11 protein-coding genes are annotated in these 15,757 nt (G+C 44.2%); 9 read left to right on the top strand and 2 right to left on the bottom strand.

The genetic code is table 11. The features are described from left to right. Positions 1-66: 66 nt before the first annotated feature. Genes serC through A5867_RS15635 form a run of 3 tightly spaced genes read left to right on the top strand, consistent with a single transcriptional unit; the run spans position 67 to position 3,554 of the window. A complete protein-coding gene (gene serC, locus A5867_RS15645) occupies positions 67-1,146 on the top strand; it encodes a 3-phosphoserine/phosphohydroxythreonine transaminase (protein WP_005228215.1) in 1,080 nt (359 codons plus the stop codon). Further along, positions 1,147-2,331: a phosphoglycerate dehydrogenase gene (locus A5867_RS15640; RefSeq protein WP_016609459.1), complete on the top strand. Its 1,185-nt coding sequence runs from the start codon at positions 1,147-1,149 to the stop codon at positions 2,329-2,331. It abuts the gene before it with no gap. After that, positions 2,331-3,554 carry a DUF1015 family protein gene (locus tag A5867_RS15635; protein WP_087628007.1) on the top strand — a complete coding sequence of 408 codons (1,224 nt, stop codon included), beginning with the start codon at positions 2,331-2,333 and terminating at the stop codon, positions 3,552-3,554. The genes A5867_RS15640 and A5867_RS15635 overlap by 1 nt, the downstream gene beginning before the upstream one ends. A 42-nt stretch (positions 3,555-3,596) precedes the next feature. Here the strand turns inward: A5867_RS15635 and A5867_RS15630 are convergent, their stop codons facing one another. Continuing rightward, positions 3,597-4,946 (bottom strand): Nramp family divalent metal transporter, encoded by a 1,350-nt coding sequence (locus A5867_RS15630; protein WP_087628006.1) that lies wholly within the window; start codon positions 4,944-4,946, stop codon positions 3,597-3,599. 157 nt (positions 4,947-5,103) lie between these two features. Continuing rightward, the gene (locus A5867_RS15625) at positions 5,104-7,446 is read right to left on the bottom strand and encodes an ABC transporter ATP-binding protein/permease (RefSeq protein ID WP_081117862.1); all 2,343 of its coding nucleotides are present in this window, start codon (positions 7,444-7,446) and stop codon (positions 5,104-5,106) included. Positions 7,447-7,584: 138 nt separating this feature from the next. Between A5867_RS15625 and A5867_RS15620 the strand changes: the two genes are divergently transcribed. From A5867_RS15620 to A5867_RS15595, 6 genes are all read left to right on the top strand, one after another. Continuing rightward, a complete protein-coding gene (locus A5867_RS15620) occupies positions 7,585-8,070 on the top strand; it encodes a MarR family transcriptional regulator (RefSeq protein ID WP_087628005.1) in 486 nt (161 codons plus the stop codon). Positions 8,071-8,230: 160 nt separating this feature from the next. After that, positions 8,231-10,018 (top strand): glycoside hydrolase family 13 protein, encoded by a 1,788-nt coding sequence (locus A5867_RS15615; protein WP_005228237.1) that lies wholly within the window; start codon positions 8,231-8,233, stop codon positions 10,016-10,018. 304 nt (positions 10,019-10,322) lie between these two features. Beyond that, positions 10,323-11,375, top strand: coding sequence for an aspartate-semialdehyde dehydrogenase (locus A5867_RS15610; protein WP_015510328.1), 1,053 nt, complete (start codon positions 10,323-10,325; stop codon positions 11,373-11,375). 122 nt (positions 11,376-11,497) lie between these two features. After that, a complete protein-coding gene (locus A5867_RS15605; protein WP_010749981.1) occupies positions 11,498-13,180 on the top strand; it encodes a ribonuclease J in 1,683 nt (560 codons plus the stop codon). 241 nt (positions 13,181-13,421) lie between these two features. Further along, on the top strand, positions 13,422-14,861 hold the full coding sequence (locus A5867_RS15600) for an MFS transporter (RefSeq protein ID WP_087628004.1): 1,440 nt from the start codon (positions 13,422-13,424) through the stop codon (positions 14,859-14,861). A 198-nt stretch (positions 14,862-15,059) separates the two neighbouring features. Further along, positions 15,060-15,743, top strand: a complete 684-nt coding sequence (locus A5867_RS15595; RefSeq protein ID WP_087628003.1) for a metal-dependent hydrolase — start codon at positions 15,060-15,062, stop codon at positions 15,741-15,743. Positions 15,744-15,757: the final 14 nt, after the last annotated feature.

Here is a 15,757-nt window from a genome sequence, read left to right as displayed (position 1 = left end):
CTTTTTTCATTTTCGGCTATCTGTTATAATGATTTTCACATCTAACATAAAGGAGAGATTTTTTGTATGACAGTTTATAACTTTTCAGCTGGTCCTGCCGTATTGCCCCGTCCCGTATTGGAGAAAGCACAATCCGAACTTTTGAATTACCGCGGAAGTGGGATGTCCGTTATGGAGCTGAGTCATCGGTCCTCCTTGTTTGAAGCGATCATTAAAGATGCAGAAGCACTTTTACGAAAATTAATGGGAATTCCTGAAAACTATCAGGTACTGTTTTTACAAGGCGGCGCGAGTCTCCAATTCAGTATGATCCCTTTAAATCTTGCACAAAACAAAAAAGCCTTATACGTAAATACCGGTTCTTGGTCGAAGAAAGCTATTGAAGCAGCAAAAGCGCTTGGAAACGTGACGGTGGAAGTCGTTGCCTCTAGTGAGGATCAAAACTTTACCTATATTCCAGAAATTTCAGAAGATGCGATCGATCAAGAAGCGGCTTATTTGCATATCACCACGAACAATACCATTGAAGGGACGGCCTTTCAAACGATTCCGCAGGCTGGCAACGTGCCGATCGTAGCGGATATGTCCTCAAATATTTTAGCCAATGACTATCGCGTAGAAGACTTCGGTGTGATTTATGCTGGGGCCCAAAAGAATATTGGTCCTGCAGGGTTGACTGTAGTGATCATCCGAGAAGATTTACTCAATGATGATGCTGTCTTCGCTCCAATGCTGGATTATCGTCTACAGGCTAAAAATGACTCATTGTACAATACACCACCAACGTATGCTATCTATATTGCTAAATTGGTGTTTGAATGGTTGGAAGAATTAGGCGGCATTCCTGCAATTTTAGAACAAGACCGTCAAAAAGCGGCGCTTTTATACGAAACGATCGAAGCCTCTGCTCTTTACAGTAGTCCTGTGGCTGTTGACAGCCGCTCACTAACGAATATTCCTTTTGTGACAGGGGATAAAGCATTAGATCAGCGCTTCAATGAAGAAGCTGTCAAAGCTGGCTTTGAGAACTTGAAAGGGCATCGTTCCGTTGGAGGAATGCGAGCAAGCTTGTACAATGCCTTTCCATTAGCTGGCGTTCAAGCGTTAGTCGACTTTATGAAATCATTTGAAGCGGAGGTCAAATAAATGTTCCAAATTAAAACATTCAATGCGATCGCACCAGAAGGATTACAGCGTTTAGAAAAAGAAAAGTATGCCATCAACGAAAGCGACCAACCGCAAGGGATTTTGCTGCGCAGCCAGAAATTGCACGATTACGCTTTTCCTGAAAGTGTCTTAGGTATTGCCCGTGCAGGGGCTGGGACCAACAACATTCCCGTCAAAGCATGTACTGAAAAAGGGATCGTCGTCTTTAATACGCCAGGCGCCAATGCCAATGCGGTCAAAGAATTAGTGATCGCTAGTCTGCTCTTAAGTGTCCGTCCGATTTTACGAGGTGCCCAATGGGTCCAAACCTTGAGCGGTGATAATGTGGAAGAACAAGCAGAAGCGCAAAAAAGTCAATTTGCTGGAACAGAGTTAGAAGGCAAAAAGTTAGGAATCATCGGCCTTGGTTCTATTGGAGCGATGGTCGCTAACGATGCTTATCGTCTAGGGATGGAAGTAGTCGGTTATGATCCTTACGTGTCAGTGGATACTGCTTGGACGATCTCTCGTCGGGTCAAGCGTGCCAATGATATTGCGGAAGTCTTTTCAACCTGTGATTTTATTACGGTTCATGTGCCGCTAATGGAAAACACGCATCATCTCGTCGGGGAAGCCGAACTTGCGAAAATGAAACCTACAACGAAGCTATTCAACTTTTCTCGTAAAGAAATCGTCGATACAGATGCCGTTTTACGTGCGTTAAAAGCCGACCGTTTAGCGGGCTATACGACTGATTTTGCGGATGAACAATTGCTGCACAATGAAAAAGTCCTCGTCTTGCCGCATTTAGGTGCATCAACAGAAGAAGCTGAAGTCAACTGTGCCAAGATGGCAGCCCGAACATTGAAAAAATTCTTGGAATTTGGGACCATCAAGCGCTCAGTGAATTTTCCAACTGTTGAGATGGCTTTTCATTCGCCTTATCGTCTGACGATCATCAATCGCAATGTACCGAATATGTTAGGTCAGATTTCATCGATCATTGCGGAATCTGGAATCAATATCGACAATATGCTGAATCGTGGACGGGAAGACTTTGCTTACACCCTAGCCGATGTCGCTTCTGAAGATGAAGCCTTATTGAATCAATTAGCCGATAAACTGCGGGAGAACGAAAATATCGTTCGTGTACGGGTCATCAAGAATCAGGAGGTTGGGTATTAATGGTTCAAGTATTTCCGTTTAAAGCCATTCGTCCAGAAGCCTCATTGGCAGAAAAAGTGGCCGAGCTACCGTATGACGTGGTCAATTCACAAGAAGCCGCAGCGTTTGCGCAAGGCAATCCTTACAGCTATTTCCACGTCGACCGTTCGGAGATCGACTTGCCAGGAATCGATCCTTATGATCCACAGGTGTATCAAAAAGCGGCGGAAAATCTTGCATCTTTTCAAGAAGAAGGCTGGTTGATTCAAGAAACGGCGCCCGCATATTATTTGTATGAATTGACGATGGCTGGTAGAAGCCAAACTGGGCTTGTCGCCTGTACCTCGATCGATGATTACGTCGCTGGGAAAATCAAGAAACACGAGTTTACCCGTCCAGAAAAAGAAATCGATCGGATCAATCATATTCTGGCATGTGATGCCAATACAAGTCCGATTTTCTTGAGCTATCGCCAACCAGCAGCAGTCAAAGAAGCGATCAATGCGTGGCAAGCAGAGCATGCACCAATCTATGATTTTGTCAGCTATCATGAAGTGCAACATCGTGTTTGGCTGATCGATGATCCAGCGCTAGTCGCCTCTTTTGCCCAGCAGTTTCAAGCTGTAGATGCCCTTTATATTGCGGATGGGCATCACCGCACAGAGTCAGCAGTCAAAGTCGGCTTGCAAAAGCGAGCCGATGGCCAAAGCAGTCAAGAAAGCGACCGCTTTTTAGCGATTTTATTCCCAGAAAATGAATTAGCGATTTGGGAATACAATCGGGTTTTGCGGGTACCAGTGCCAGATACCTTTTTTGAGCAGGCAGCCCAGCATTTTACGATTCGAGAAACTACAAGGAAGAAACCAGCGCAACGTGGTTCGATTCATCTGTACCTAAACCATGCGTGGTGGGAGTTGACCATCAAACCGGAAGCTGTGCCGCAAGATGCGGTAGGACAGCTGGATGTGTCGCTTTTACAACAATACGTGCTGGCTGATATTTTCGCGATCCAAGATGTGCGGACAGACAAACGCATTGATTTTGTCGGCGGAATTCGTGGTCCAGAAGAATTGGAACGTTTGGTGGATAGCGGAGAATGGACATTGGCCTTTTCCATGTATCCAACGCAAATGGCCGATCTTTTGGCAGTCGCCGATGCGGGAGAAATTATGCCGCCAAAATCAACTTGGTTTGAACCAAAACTGTTGAGCGGTCTGTTTTTACATGATTTAGAAACGAATTAACCAAAAAAAGCTTACGAGGCTACCTCGTAAGCTTTTTTTCTATTAGAAGCTGCCGAGTGTTTCGATGATCAAGCGGACATTCAAGACCGTCAGTGCAATGGCACAGATCCAGCCTAAGGTAGAGACCCATAGCGGATTCTTGAAGCGTTCCCCCATGATTTTTTTTGAGCTGGTAAAAAGAACCAACGGAATCATCGAAACGGGTAAGGCGATGCTTAAAAAGACTTGCGAATAAATCAGCAGATCGTCCAAGGCTTGTTCGTTGCCGCCAAAGTAAATCGTACAAAGCAAGACGGGGATCACCGATAAGCCACGGGTGATCAGACGTCGCGCCCAAGTAGGGATCTTCATATGGATAAATCCTTCCATCACGACTTGCCCTGTCAGTGTCCCAGTGATCGTTGAATTTTGACCAGATGCCAAGAGCGCCACGGCAAACAGAACGCTCAAGACTGGACTGGCGACAGCGCCAGCAATGGAGGAATCTTGCAAAGCATCGAACAGCGCGGAGAAGGTGCCGACTTCTTCACTATGACCAAAGAACAAGGCACTTCCTAAGATCAAAAGCAGGCAATTGACCAAAAACGCAGCGGATAATTGGATATTGGAATCCCAAGTAGCGAACCGCACGGCCGTTGCCACTTCTTGGGTATCGCTGCGATCGATTTTTCGTGACTGGGAGATCGAAGAATGCAGATAGAGATTATGCGGCATCACAGTCGCACCAACGATCCCCAACGCCATTGTCAGCTGCCCATGGTTCAAGACTTGCTTTTGGGGAATAAAGCCTTGCAAGACAGCAGGCAAATTTGGTTGAGCAATAATGACTTCGTAACAAAAGACCAGCATAATGACCAAAATCAGTGTCATGACGATCGCTTCGATTTTTCGGAAACCCAATTTCATTAAAAAGAGCAGAAGCAGTACATCGAAAATCGTTAAGATGACCCCAACTAATAAAGGTAAGCCGAATAGTAGATTGAGAGCGATCGCTCCTCCGATCACTTCCGCGATATCCGTTGCCATGATAGCCAATTCGGTGACGATCCACAAGACAAAGCCTAAGCCTTTGCTGGTGTGTTTACGAGTTGCTTGCGCAAGGTCCATCTGGGTCACGATCCCTAGCTTGGCTGCCATGTATTGCAGCAGCATAGCGATCAAACTGGAAATCAAAATCACAGAAAGTAAGAGATAGCCATATTCAGCACCGCCTCCGATCGAGGTGATCCAGTTTCCTGGGTCCATATAGCCCACGGCTACCAATGCCCCAGGACCAGAGAACGCTAAGAGATTGCGCCAAAAGCTGCCGTTTTTTGGAATGGCAACTGTATTATTTATTTCTTCCAAGCTAGGACCGTTGGCCGCTTGGATCAATTTTTTTTCTTCATTCATCGTTTCACGTCCTATCTTTTTAGGTGTACCTAAAAACAAATCTATTGTATTCCTCATTTATGAATTTTTCAAGAGAAACCTTTTGAACGTCAGAAGGAAAGAGCAAAAAAACAGCAGCCAAAGGAATGGCTGCTGTCTGTTGGGTTTTCTTATAAAATTAGTCGGCGCGTAAAGCGATCGCTGCATCTTTTTTCGCTGCCATTCGAGCTGGAATGTGGCCGCCGATCATCGTTAGGACGGTGCTGACAGCAATCAAGATCAGGCCGTGGACCGGATTTAATTGAGCAACATTTTCGAGATCAGTCATACTATATAAGATTGCGTTGATCGGGAATGTGGCTAACCAAGCAATCAGGACACCTAAAGCTCCTGAAGCGATCCCTAAAATACAGGTTTCGGCATCAAAGACGCGGGTGATGTCTTTTTTACGAGCACCTAAAGCTTTTAAGACCCCAATTTCTTTCGTACGTTCAAGTACAGAGGTATAAGTGATGATACCGATCATGATCATGCTAGTTACCAAGGAGATCCCTGCAAAAGCGATCAAGACGTAAGTGATGGCATCCATCAAGCCACCAGTCAATTGAGTCATCGTACCCGCTAAATCGGAATAAACGATTTGGTCTTCTTTGTCTTTGCCTTTGTTGAAGTCATCCAAGTAATCAAGGATTTTTTCTTTGGCACTGAAATCATTCGGATAGATCATAATGCTGTTTGGTAAATCACTGCCGCCAAGATAAGCGATCAATGAATCTTTAGCACTTTCGTCAACGGGTTCATTCGTCATCACGTTGGTGTCGCTGTCTTTTTGTGCTTGGACGATCGCTGAGTCTTGGTTTTCTTTGATGACTTCTTGCGCGAGGGCATCACTGTAGGCAATGCCAGTTGACAGCAAGTTCATCGTAGAGTTTTGCTTGATACGTAAGATTCCGCTGATCGTTAATTCTTTGTTGTTACTGTTATCGAAAACGTCATTTAAATCTTGATTTGGAATGAAGTTTCCAGTTGGTAATTCGGTGTAAAAGGCATCATTAGACGCCAATGTGATTTTTGTTCCCACGATATCGTCGAAGGACACCTTGTCGCCATCTTCAATGTCAAAACCGAGATTGATCAATGCATTGACATTCGTTACGTTGTTTTCATCGACGATCAAAACGACATCTGTGCTAGCACTTGGGTAGCTGCCTTCTAAAAGGTCGTAGTTGTCTTTTAAGAAATTGCCGTTATCCTCTGATAACTGCTCGGGGAAAGTCGAAACCCCAATCCCGGTGGAGGCACTCATGGCAGACATCATGGCATTGGTCTGTTCATTGTCAGGTGATGCATTGGAGAAGCTGACTTGTTCCACAGTATCATCGATCTTACGGAAAAGGTTCAAGGAAGTGGAACGAGTGTAGCCGATATTGTTGCTTAATTCAGGATCAATGTCGTTGATGTAATCGAGAAACTCTTGATCGATTTTGTTGATATGGGTTGCACGATCCGCATCACTTAATTTAGCAGTGACCTCTTTATCTGAAGGGAAATCTTCCGATTTATCCCGCGTCCCCATCGCTGATGGATCTTGTTCAGTGGCTACTTGCGAGATCGTGATCGGAAAACGAGCTAATGTTTCTGACTGGGTATTGTCGATTTGTTTTTGGAATCCCGTTGACAGTGACAAAACAATGGCGATTCCGATGATCCCGATACTAGAAGCAAAGGCTGTCAAGAAGGTGCGCCCTTTTTTGGTGCGGATATTGTTAAACGACAAACGTAAGGCAGTCATGAAACTCATTTTTGTGTGCTTTAATTCGAATTGGTCTTTCTTTTGTCCTTCGACATGAGGGTTCGAATCTTTAATGATTCGTCCGTCTTTGAACTCAATGATCCGTCCAGCGTATTTGTGCGCCAATTCAGGATTATGAGTAACCATGATGACCAATTTTTCTTTTGATAGTTCTTGGATCAGTTCCATGATTTGGACACTGGTCTCTGAATCCAAGGCACCTGTTGGTTCATCACAAAGAAGGATATCAGGATCATTTGCTAAGGCACGAGCGATCGCTACCCGCTGCATTTGACCACCAGAAAGCTGATTTGGTTTTTTGTGCATATGCTCAGCTAAGCCCACACGCGTCAAAGCATCGGTTGCTTTTGCGCGTTTTTCTTCTTTTGACACACCGCTCAAGGTCATTCCAAGCTCGACGTTGTCGATGATGCCTAAATGACTGATCAAATTGTAGCTTTGGAAGACAAAGCCGATCGAATTGTTCCGATACGCATCCCAGTCACGATCTTTAAAGGATTTCGTTGATTTGCCGTTGATGATCATATCACCAGAATCGTAATTATCTAAGCCGCCGATCACGTTCAACATGGTTGTTTTCCCAGAGCCGCTTGGTCCTAAAATGGCAACAAACTCTTGTTTACGAAAGGCGACGGAGACACCATCGAGGGCTTTTGTAGTACTGGCGCCAACCGTATAATACTTCTTGATATCTTTTAATTCTAACATGCTGTCACTCTTTTCTTGCCGTTTTCACGATTATTTTCATTATGTAACCACGCTATCATAATGGTTAACAAAAATCAACGATTATCATTGTTTAAACAAATAATTTATACTAAACTAAAGACAGAAAAGAGGGAGAGTATGGAAAAAGCGTTAGGAACATTCAATATGGCGGTATTTGCGGAAATCTTTTCGCTGATGGGAAACATATTGTTTGAAGAAATCGGTCTGGAAGATTTAAAATTGACCAAAATGGAAATCTTGGAACTCGTGGTGATCTCTAGTAATGAAGGAATCACGATGTCCGAGTTGGCCCAGCAAATCGGTACGTCAAAAGTCCAAATCAGTCGTTCGATCTCGGGGTTAGAAAAGGCTGGCTTTGTGGTCCGCAAAACCAACGGCGTCAATCGCCGCAACGTCAATGTTTATTTGGAAGAAGCTGGGAAGCAGTTGTTTGTCCAAAAGAAAAAACAAGTGGAAGACCGCTTGAATGCCAAAACCGCTCAAATGGCTGCAGAAGATATCCAGCATTTGAGTCAGTCGTTGACGGAAGCAGTGGGGATCTTGCGGAAATATGACATTTTACGGACTGGCAATCAATGTGAGAAAAATACGCCGTTTGATTAAAAAAAGGCGAAGCAATCGTTTGCTTTTTAATTACTGAATTAATTTCATATTAACTTATATTATCGATTTTTTAGATAAAGCAACCGATTGCGTTTTTCTCTTGTTTTGACTTCTGATTTGTGCGACAATGAGTATATCAAACAAGTCAAAGGAGTCTGCTATGAATACTACTGCCATTTATCATCGTCCCGAAAGTGAATTTGCGTATTTGTACGAGAAGGATAAAATGCATATCCGTTTGCGTACCGCCCGTCAAGACGTCCGCCATGTCCAGCTGCTTTGCGGTGATCCTTACACACTGTATAAAGAAGCTTGGTACCAGCAAAGAATTGAAATGAAAAAAATTCTTTCCACGGACTTGCATGATTATTGGCAAGTATCGGTCGGAGCAGAATTCCGCCGTTTGTCTTACGGCTTTTCCATCGAAAGTTACGATGGGTTGCATGTCTTTTATGGAGACCACGGGGTCTATCCTTTTGAGCAGCAATATTTAGAAATGAACAACAATTATTTTCGGATGCCTTACTTCCAAGAAGCCGATCGTTTCAAAATTCCCGAGTGGGCAAAAGAAACCGTTTGGTATCAAATCTTCCCTGAACGCTTTGCAAATGGGGACCCATCAAATGATCCAGAAGGTGTATTGCCTTGGGGTTCAAAAAATCCCGATCGCCAAGACTTTTTCGGCGGGGATCTGCAGGGGGTCATCGATCATTTGGATTACCTCGTCGATCTAGGCATCAATGGGATCTACTTCTGTCCGATTTTTGAGGCCTATTCGAATCACAAGTATGATACCATCGATTATTTAGCCATCGATCCAGCGTTTGGGGATAACGACACCTTTAAACGCTTAGTGGAGGAATGCCACAAACGCGGTATCAAAGTCATGCTAGATGCTGTGTTCAATCATATGGGGGATACTTCGCATCAATGGCTAGATGTCATCAAAAACGGCAAAGATTCGCCCTTTGCTGATTGGTTCCACATCAATGAGTTTCCTGTCAACTACAAAGAAGGGGAAAACTTTGAAGATGCTTATGACATCACCTATGATGTTTTTGCCTTTACGCCGCATATGCCAAAACTCAATACAGAAAATCCCGACGTGCAAGATTATTTGTTGAAGATCGCTCGTTATTGGATCGAAGAGTTTGATATCGATGCTTGGCGCTTGGACGTTGCCAATGAAGTCAGTCACCACTTCTGGAAAAAATTCCGCCAAGTGTGTGATGATGCCAAAGATGATTTTTATATCCTTGGGGAAATTTGGCACTCTTCTCAACGGTGGTTACAAGGCGACGAGTTTCATGCAGTAATGAATTACGCCTTTACGGATGCAATCATTGAATATTTTGTCAAAGACGAGATCTCCATGACGAAAATGGTCTCGGAATTAAATAACCAGCTGATGTTGTATCGGGAGCAAACCAACCAAGTACAGTTCAATATCTTGGATTCCCATGATACCCCGCGCTTGTTAACTTTGGCTCGAGGAGACAAAGACTTGATGCGCCAAGTGATGGCCTTTACGTATCTGCAACAAGGCGTTCCTTGCCTGTATTACGGTGATGAGATCGGTTTGACCGGCGATATGGACCCTGATTGTCGTAAATGTATGATTTGGGAAGAAGAAAAGCAAGATCGTGATCTCCTGCATTTCACTCGCTCATTGATCAGCATTCGCAAAGACAACCAGAAAGTCTTATCAGAAGGTTCCTTGAGTTGGAACTGGGTTTCGGAAGAGGATGGACTGATTATTTTCGAACGAGAGTTAGGGGCACAGCGGATCATCGGTATTTTCAATACGGGCGATGATCAAATCACCCTTTCTCGTCCTGATTCGATCCTGATGGAACAGTTTGTCCAACTGGAAGATGAAACGATGATTATTGATAACAAAGGCTTTGCTATCGTCAAAGTAAACAACGAAGAATCGAATGAAGCATAAAAATGAGGCAAGAATTGCATATGCAATTCTTGCCTCATTCAATGTTTTGGGTATTTTTAATTTCCCCATGCACGTTGGAAAGAATCTTCCCCAAAATTCCTTCTGTCGGTATTATATCCTATAACACCTGAATGTGACAAATGATAACCCTTAAATATAGGTAGATTTTTTCTGCAAAGGGGGAAAAGATTGAAAATTTAGACAGTATTGCCTTCTTTTTGCGCTTCTTTCCACGAAAGGTCTTTTCTTTTTTACAAGATATGATAAACTAGTAAAAATGTATTTTTATTCGAGGAGTGATTTGATGAGTACAGGGTATCACGTAGCAGTTGTCGGGGCTACCGGCGCAGTAGGAACAAAAATGATTGAGATGTTGGAGAAGACCACGTTGCCGATCAAAAAAATAACGTTGTTGGCATCCAAACGTTCTGCTGGGAAGACCCTTGTGTTCAAAAATGAACCGCTCGTTATTCAAGAACTGACCGCAGATTCCTTTGCAGGCGTCGATATTGCATTGTTCAGTGCCGGTGGCGGCATTTCAAAACAATTTGCTCCAGAAGCAGTCAAACACGGTGCAGTCGTGATCGACAATACCAGTCATTTTCGGATGGACCCGAATGTTCCTCTAGTCGTTCCTGAGGTGAATCCTCATGCATTAGCGCAACATAAAGGAATCATTGCCAATCCGAATTGTTCAACGATTCAAATGATGGTGGCGTTAGAACCGATTCGTCAAAAAGTCGGTTTATCGAGGGTCTTGGTTTCAACGTATCAAGCAGTTTCAGGTGCTGGCGCCCAAGCCTTGGCTGAATTGACTCGCGAATCTCAAGAATTATTAGCTGGCAAAGCCGCTGATGAACTAAACCCTGAGATTTTACCAGCAGGCAGCGACAAGAAGCACTACCCAATCGCGTTTAATGCCTTGCCGCAAATCGATGTTTTCGCCGAAGAGGATTATACTTACGAAGAGTGGAAAATGATCAATGAAACGAAGAAGATCATGGAAGATACGCAGATCAAAGTAGCAGCTACGTGTGTGCGGATCCCTGTGTTTAGCGGTCATTCGGAGTCGATTTATATCGAGACCAAAGACCATGCTAGTGTTGAGGAAGTCAGACAGTGGATCAGCGAAGCGCCAGGAGCTGTCTTGCAAGATGATCCGAGTCAACAAGTGTACCCGCAAGCTTTGACCAGTGTGGACAAAACAGAAACCTTTGTTGGTCGGATTCGCAAAGATTTGGATGTCGAAAACGGCTTGCATTTATGGGTCGTTTCTGATAATTTGCTGAAAGGTGCGGCATGGAACTCCGTTCAAATCGCCGAAAGCCTGCATCAGCAAGGATTAGTTCATGTGTAAACCATAAGTTTTTCAGAAAAGTGTGGTGAATGCCACGCTTTTCTTTTTTTTGTTGTATAATAATAGGGACGGCTTATGCTTGGGAAATAATACAGTAGAAAAAAATTAAGAGGTGAATAAAAGTGGAAACGATAAAAATCATTCCTCTTGGCGGTGTACGCGAAAACGGAAAGAACATGTACATTGCTGAAGTTGGCGAGGATATATTTGTGCTGGATTGCGGTGTCCGTTATCCAGAAAATGAATTATTAGGGATCGATACAGTGATTCCAGACTTCACATATTTAGAAGAAAATGCCGACCGTGTGGCGGGTGTCTTCTTGACCCATGGGCATGCAGATGCGATTGGTGCATTGCCTTATTTCTTGGAGAATATCCAAGTACCGGTCTTTGGGACCGAGTTAACGATCGAACTAGCAAAATTGACCGTGAATAAAAATGAAGCTACCAAGCGCTTCAAAGATTTTCATGTGATCGATGAACATTCGGAGATCGACTTTGGTCATGCGACCATCAGCTTTTTCCGTACGACCCACTCCATCCCTGATTCTGTTGGGATCAGCGTCAAAACAGAAGCTGGCAATATCGTTTATACAGGAGATTTCAAGTTTGACCAAACAGCGATCCCTATGTATCAAACCGATTTTGGCCGCTTAGCAGAAATTGGAAAAGAAGGCGTCTTAGCATTGCTAAGCACGTCTTCAAATGCCGAAAATCCAACGCCGATCGCTTCTGAATTGACGATCCAAGATGAAGTTTACGACAATATCCGTTATTGGGAAGGTCGAATCATCGTCGCTAGTGTTGCCAGCAATTTGCAACGGGTGCAACAAGTATTAGATGCTGCGTTTCGTTCTGATCGCAAAGTCGTTTTGACCGGGCAAGATTTTGGTCGGATCATCAAAACGGCCATGAAGTTAGGGAAATTAAAATTACCTGCCGAAGACTTGCTGATCACCCAAAAAGAAATGAAAAAATACTCAGACGAACAGTTGCTGATTTTAGAAACAGGTCGTATGGGTGAACCAATCAAAGCGTTGCAAAAAATGGCCAACGGCTCTCACCGGACGCTGCGCATCAAAGAAGGAGATCTTGTTTACATCACAACAACGCCGACAACGGCAATGGAAACTGTGGTTGCGAAAACGGAAGATATCATCTATCGCGCTGGCGGTACCGTGAAACAGATCTCGGATAATTTCCGTGTTTCTGGTCATGCCAACCCGAATGATCTGCAGCTGATGTTGAATATGATGAAACCGAAGTACTTTATCCCTATTCAAGGCGAGTACCGCCAATTAGCCGCCCATGTGGACTTGGCGCAAGAAGTCGGGATTCCGATGAAAAATATCTTCATTACTGCTCGTGGAGATGTGTTAGAATACAAAAAAGGCGAAATGCTTGCCGCAGGTGCGGTCCCAGCTGAAAACGTCATGATCGATGGGATCGGTGTCGGTGACATTGGGAATATCGTCCTGCGAGACCGCAAAGTCTTATCTGAAGACGGAATCTTCGTTGCGGTAGTGACGATCAATCGTCGTGAAAAGAAAATTATTTCTGCACCACAAATCACTTCTCGCGGATTCGTCTACGTGAAAGCTAGTCGCGATCTGATTCGTGAAAGTGGCGAGATCGTGGAAGAAATCGTAGAAAAACACCTTCATGATGAAGAGTTTGAATGGAGCAAATTGAAACAAGATATCCGTGATCGTTTGAGTCGTTTCTTGTTTGAACAAACCAAACGCCGTCCCGTCATCTTGCCGGTCATCATGGAATCAAGCCAAAGAAATCGCAACCGTAAATAATTCGTTTTGACCTACTGACAAAAGCAGGTGAAAGAATAGCCGTTTGACGGCCGATTTCTTTTCACCGCAGCTTTTGTCTTTTTTTATGAAAGAAACAGGCGGCGGTTTTTTTACAAAATGCCCCTTGTTTTGGTCGTGATGAGCAGATAAGGATTGACGGCGAATGGATTTCGATCAATAATACAAAGTTGTCCCCCTAAGACTAGAGGAACAAAACAAGCAAAGAGAGGATGGTCGATTTGTGAATAGTTATCAAGAAAATCCCGTAGTACAACAGAGAAAGTGGTGGATTCTCATTGCTGTTTCGATGTTTACCTTTATGTCAACACTGGATGGGAGTATCGTAAATATCGCTTTGCCGACGATCTCGGCAGATATGGGTGTCCCTATGAATCAAGCGGAGTGGGTCGTATCCGTCTACTTGATGATCGTTTGTGCCTGCCTTTTGTTATTCGGTAAGGTAGGCGATAGTTGGGGTAAGATCAAAGTATTCCGCTTGGGGATGCTGATCTTTATTATCGGTTCGCTGTTATGCGGGTTTAATCATTCCTTAGCATTTCTGCTATTTGCCCGAGTCGTGCAAGCGATCGGAGCCAGCATGACGATGGCGACGAATACCGGAATCATTACTGAAGTCTTTCCTATGAGTGAACGAGGACGCGCCTTAGGGATGATTGGTGCCTTTGTTTCGTTAGGCTCCATCGCCGGTCCTGGATTGGGCGGAGTGATTTTGGCGCATTTTTCTTGGCCGTTTATTTTTTGGATCAATGTTCCAGTCGGTATTCTGACAATGATTGCTGGAGAAAAGGTGTTGCCAAAAGATATCACCATGAGTCATGATTCCATCGATAAAACCGGGTTTGTGCTGTTTTCAATTGCAATTATCAGCTTCTTCGGCGGCATTTTTCTTGGACAAGAGCGTGGCTTTCTAACGTGGCTGCCGATGCTGTTGGTGGGGATCGCCTTAGTGGCATTCATCGTCTTTTTGCGAGTAGAAGCGCGTGTGAGCAAACCGCTGATTACCTTTGGGATCTTTCGTAATAAAATTTTCACCATGAGCCTGATCACGGCGTTGCTGATCTTTTCTGCAAACTTTTTTGTCAATGTCGTGATTCCCTTTTACTTGCAAAGTGCCCGAGGCTTAACGCCGAGTGTGGCAGGAATGCTGATGATGGTCTTTCCTTTGATGATGGTCATCGGTTCACCACTTAGCGGCTATTTGACGGACCGTGTAGGACCGGAGATCTTGGTCTTAGCTGGCTTAGCGTTGCTGTCCATCACTCAGCTGATGTATATGTTTATGAATCAGCATACGCCGATTTGGTACTATGTCGTCGCTACTGCCATCATGGGGTTAGGCAATTCGTTGTTCCAATCCCCCAACAATACGATGGTGATGAGCAGCGTCACCAAAGAAAATCTTGGGGTGGCAGGTAGTCTAAATTCCTTTGCCCGTAACTTGGGCATGGTCTTAGGGATATCCTTAGCAACGACGATTCTTTATGCCGCAATGAGTCAAGCCTATGGGAAGCATGTGACGACCTATATCGCAGGTCGGGCAGATATTTTTGCCTATGGCATGAAAATCACCTTCTTTGGGGCGTTCCTTCTTTGTATCACGGCGTTATTCTTAACAGTCTGGCGCATCTATAAACAAGGCGGACGTAAGAAAACGCTATGATCGCTTGAAGTCATCTGGTCGAACTGTTCTATTCCTTATTCAGAAAGGGTAGAACAGTTTTTTTATTTTTCTTGACAAGAACCAGAAAAAGGACGGATGTAATAAAGCTGCCAGAATTTGTGCTTTTGGATTTCTGGCGTTATCTGTTATAATGAAAAATATTAGACTGTATTACTTAGATGGAAAGGGGAATGTTGTATGAAACTTACGTATCACGGACACTCGGTGCTTGCTATCCAATTAGCAGATGGCCAAAAATTGTTGTTTGACCCTTTTATTACTGGAAATGCTCTGACTGATTTGGATGCAGACACAGTGGAAACCGATTGGCTTTTGATCACGCATGGTCATAGCGATCATATTGGGGACATGGTGCCGATCGCCAAAAGAAATGAAGCACCAGTGATCAGTGTCGTTGAAATTTGCCGCTATGCAGCCCGCAAAGGCGTTACTGAGACGCATGGCATGAATATGGGAGGCTCTTTTGAGTTCCCGTTTGGCAAAATCTCAATGGTGGAAGCGAAACACAGCTCTGGTCTTGAAGAAGACGGAAAGATGATCTATATGGGCAATCCAGTGGGGATCATTTTAGAAGCAGAAGGCAAAACCATCTACCACGCTGGCGATACTGCCCTCTTTAGCGATATGGCGATGATCGGTGAACGTTTCGACATCGATGTGGCGTTTTTACCGATCGGGGATAATTTTACGATGGGCGTTCAAGATGCTGCAACAGCAGCGGCGCTTTTAAACGCGAGCAAAGTAGTACCAATCCATTACAATACGTTTCCAATGATCAAGCAAGATCCGCAAACCTTCGTGAATTTATTGCCGGCAGGTGTGGGCCAGATCCTTGCAGTCGGTGAGACATTAGAAGTTTAAGCAACAGGAAGATT

The organism is Enterococcus sp. 6D12_DIV0197, assembly GCF_002174385.1.
GTDB classification, from domain to species: Bacteria; Bacillota; Bacilli; order Lactobacillales; family Enterococcaceae; genus Enterococcus_D; species Enterococcus_D casseliflavus.
Note: the sequence above shows the minus strand (reverse complement) of the source record. Positions and strands in the feature narration are given on the sequence as shown.

Bases quoted from the DNA above. Each gene is read 5' to 3' on its own strand.
- A5867_RS15635 (WP_087628007.1), top strand. From the start codon at position 2,331: ATGGTTCAAGTATTTCCGTTTAAAGCCATTCGTCCAGAAGCCTCATTG.
- A5867_RS15640 (WP_016609459.1), top strand. From the start codon at position 1,147: ATGTTCCAAATTAAAACATTCAATGCGATCGCACCAGAAGGATTACAG.
- A5867_RS15630 (WP_087628006.1), bottom strand. From the start codon at position 4,946: ATGAATGAAGAAAAAAAATTGATCCAAGCGGCCAACGGTCCTAGCTTG.
- A5867_RS15610 (WP_015510328.1), top strand. From the start codon at position 10,323: ATGAGTACAGGGTATCACGTAGCAGTTGTCGGGGCTACCGGCGCAGTA.
- serC (WP_005228215.1), top strand. From the start codon at position 67: ATGACAGTTTATAACTTTTCAGCTGGTCCTGCCGTATTGCCCCGTCCC.
- A5867_RS15615 (WP_005228237.1), top strand. From the start codon at position 8,231: ATGAATACTACTGCCATTTATCATCGTCCCGAAAGTGAATTTGCGTAT.
- A5867_RS15620 (WP_087628005.1), top strand. From the start codon at position 7,585: ATGGAAAAAGCGTTAGGAACATTCAATATGGCGGTATTTGCGGAAATC.
- A5867_RS15625 (WP_081117862.1), bottom strand. From the start codon at position 7,446: ATGTTAGAATTAAAAGATATCAAGAAGTATTATACGGTTGGCGCCAGT.
- A5867_RS15595 (WP_087628003.1), top strand. From the start codon at position 15,060: ATGAAACTTACGTATCACGGACACTCGGTGCTTGCTATCCAATTAGCA.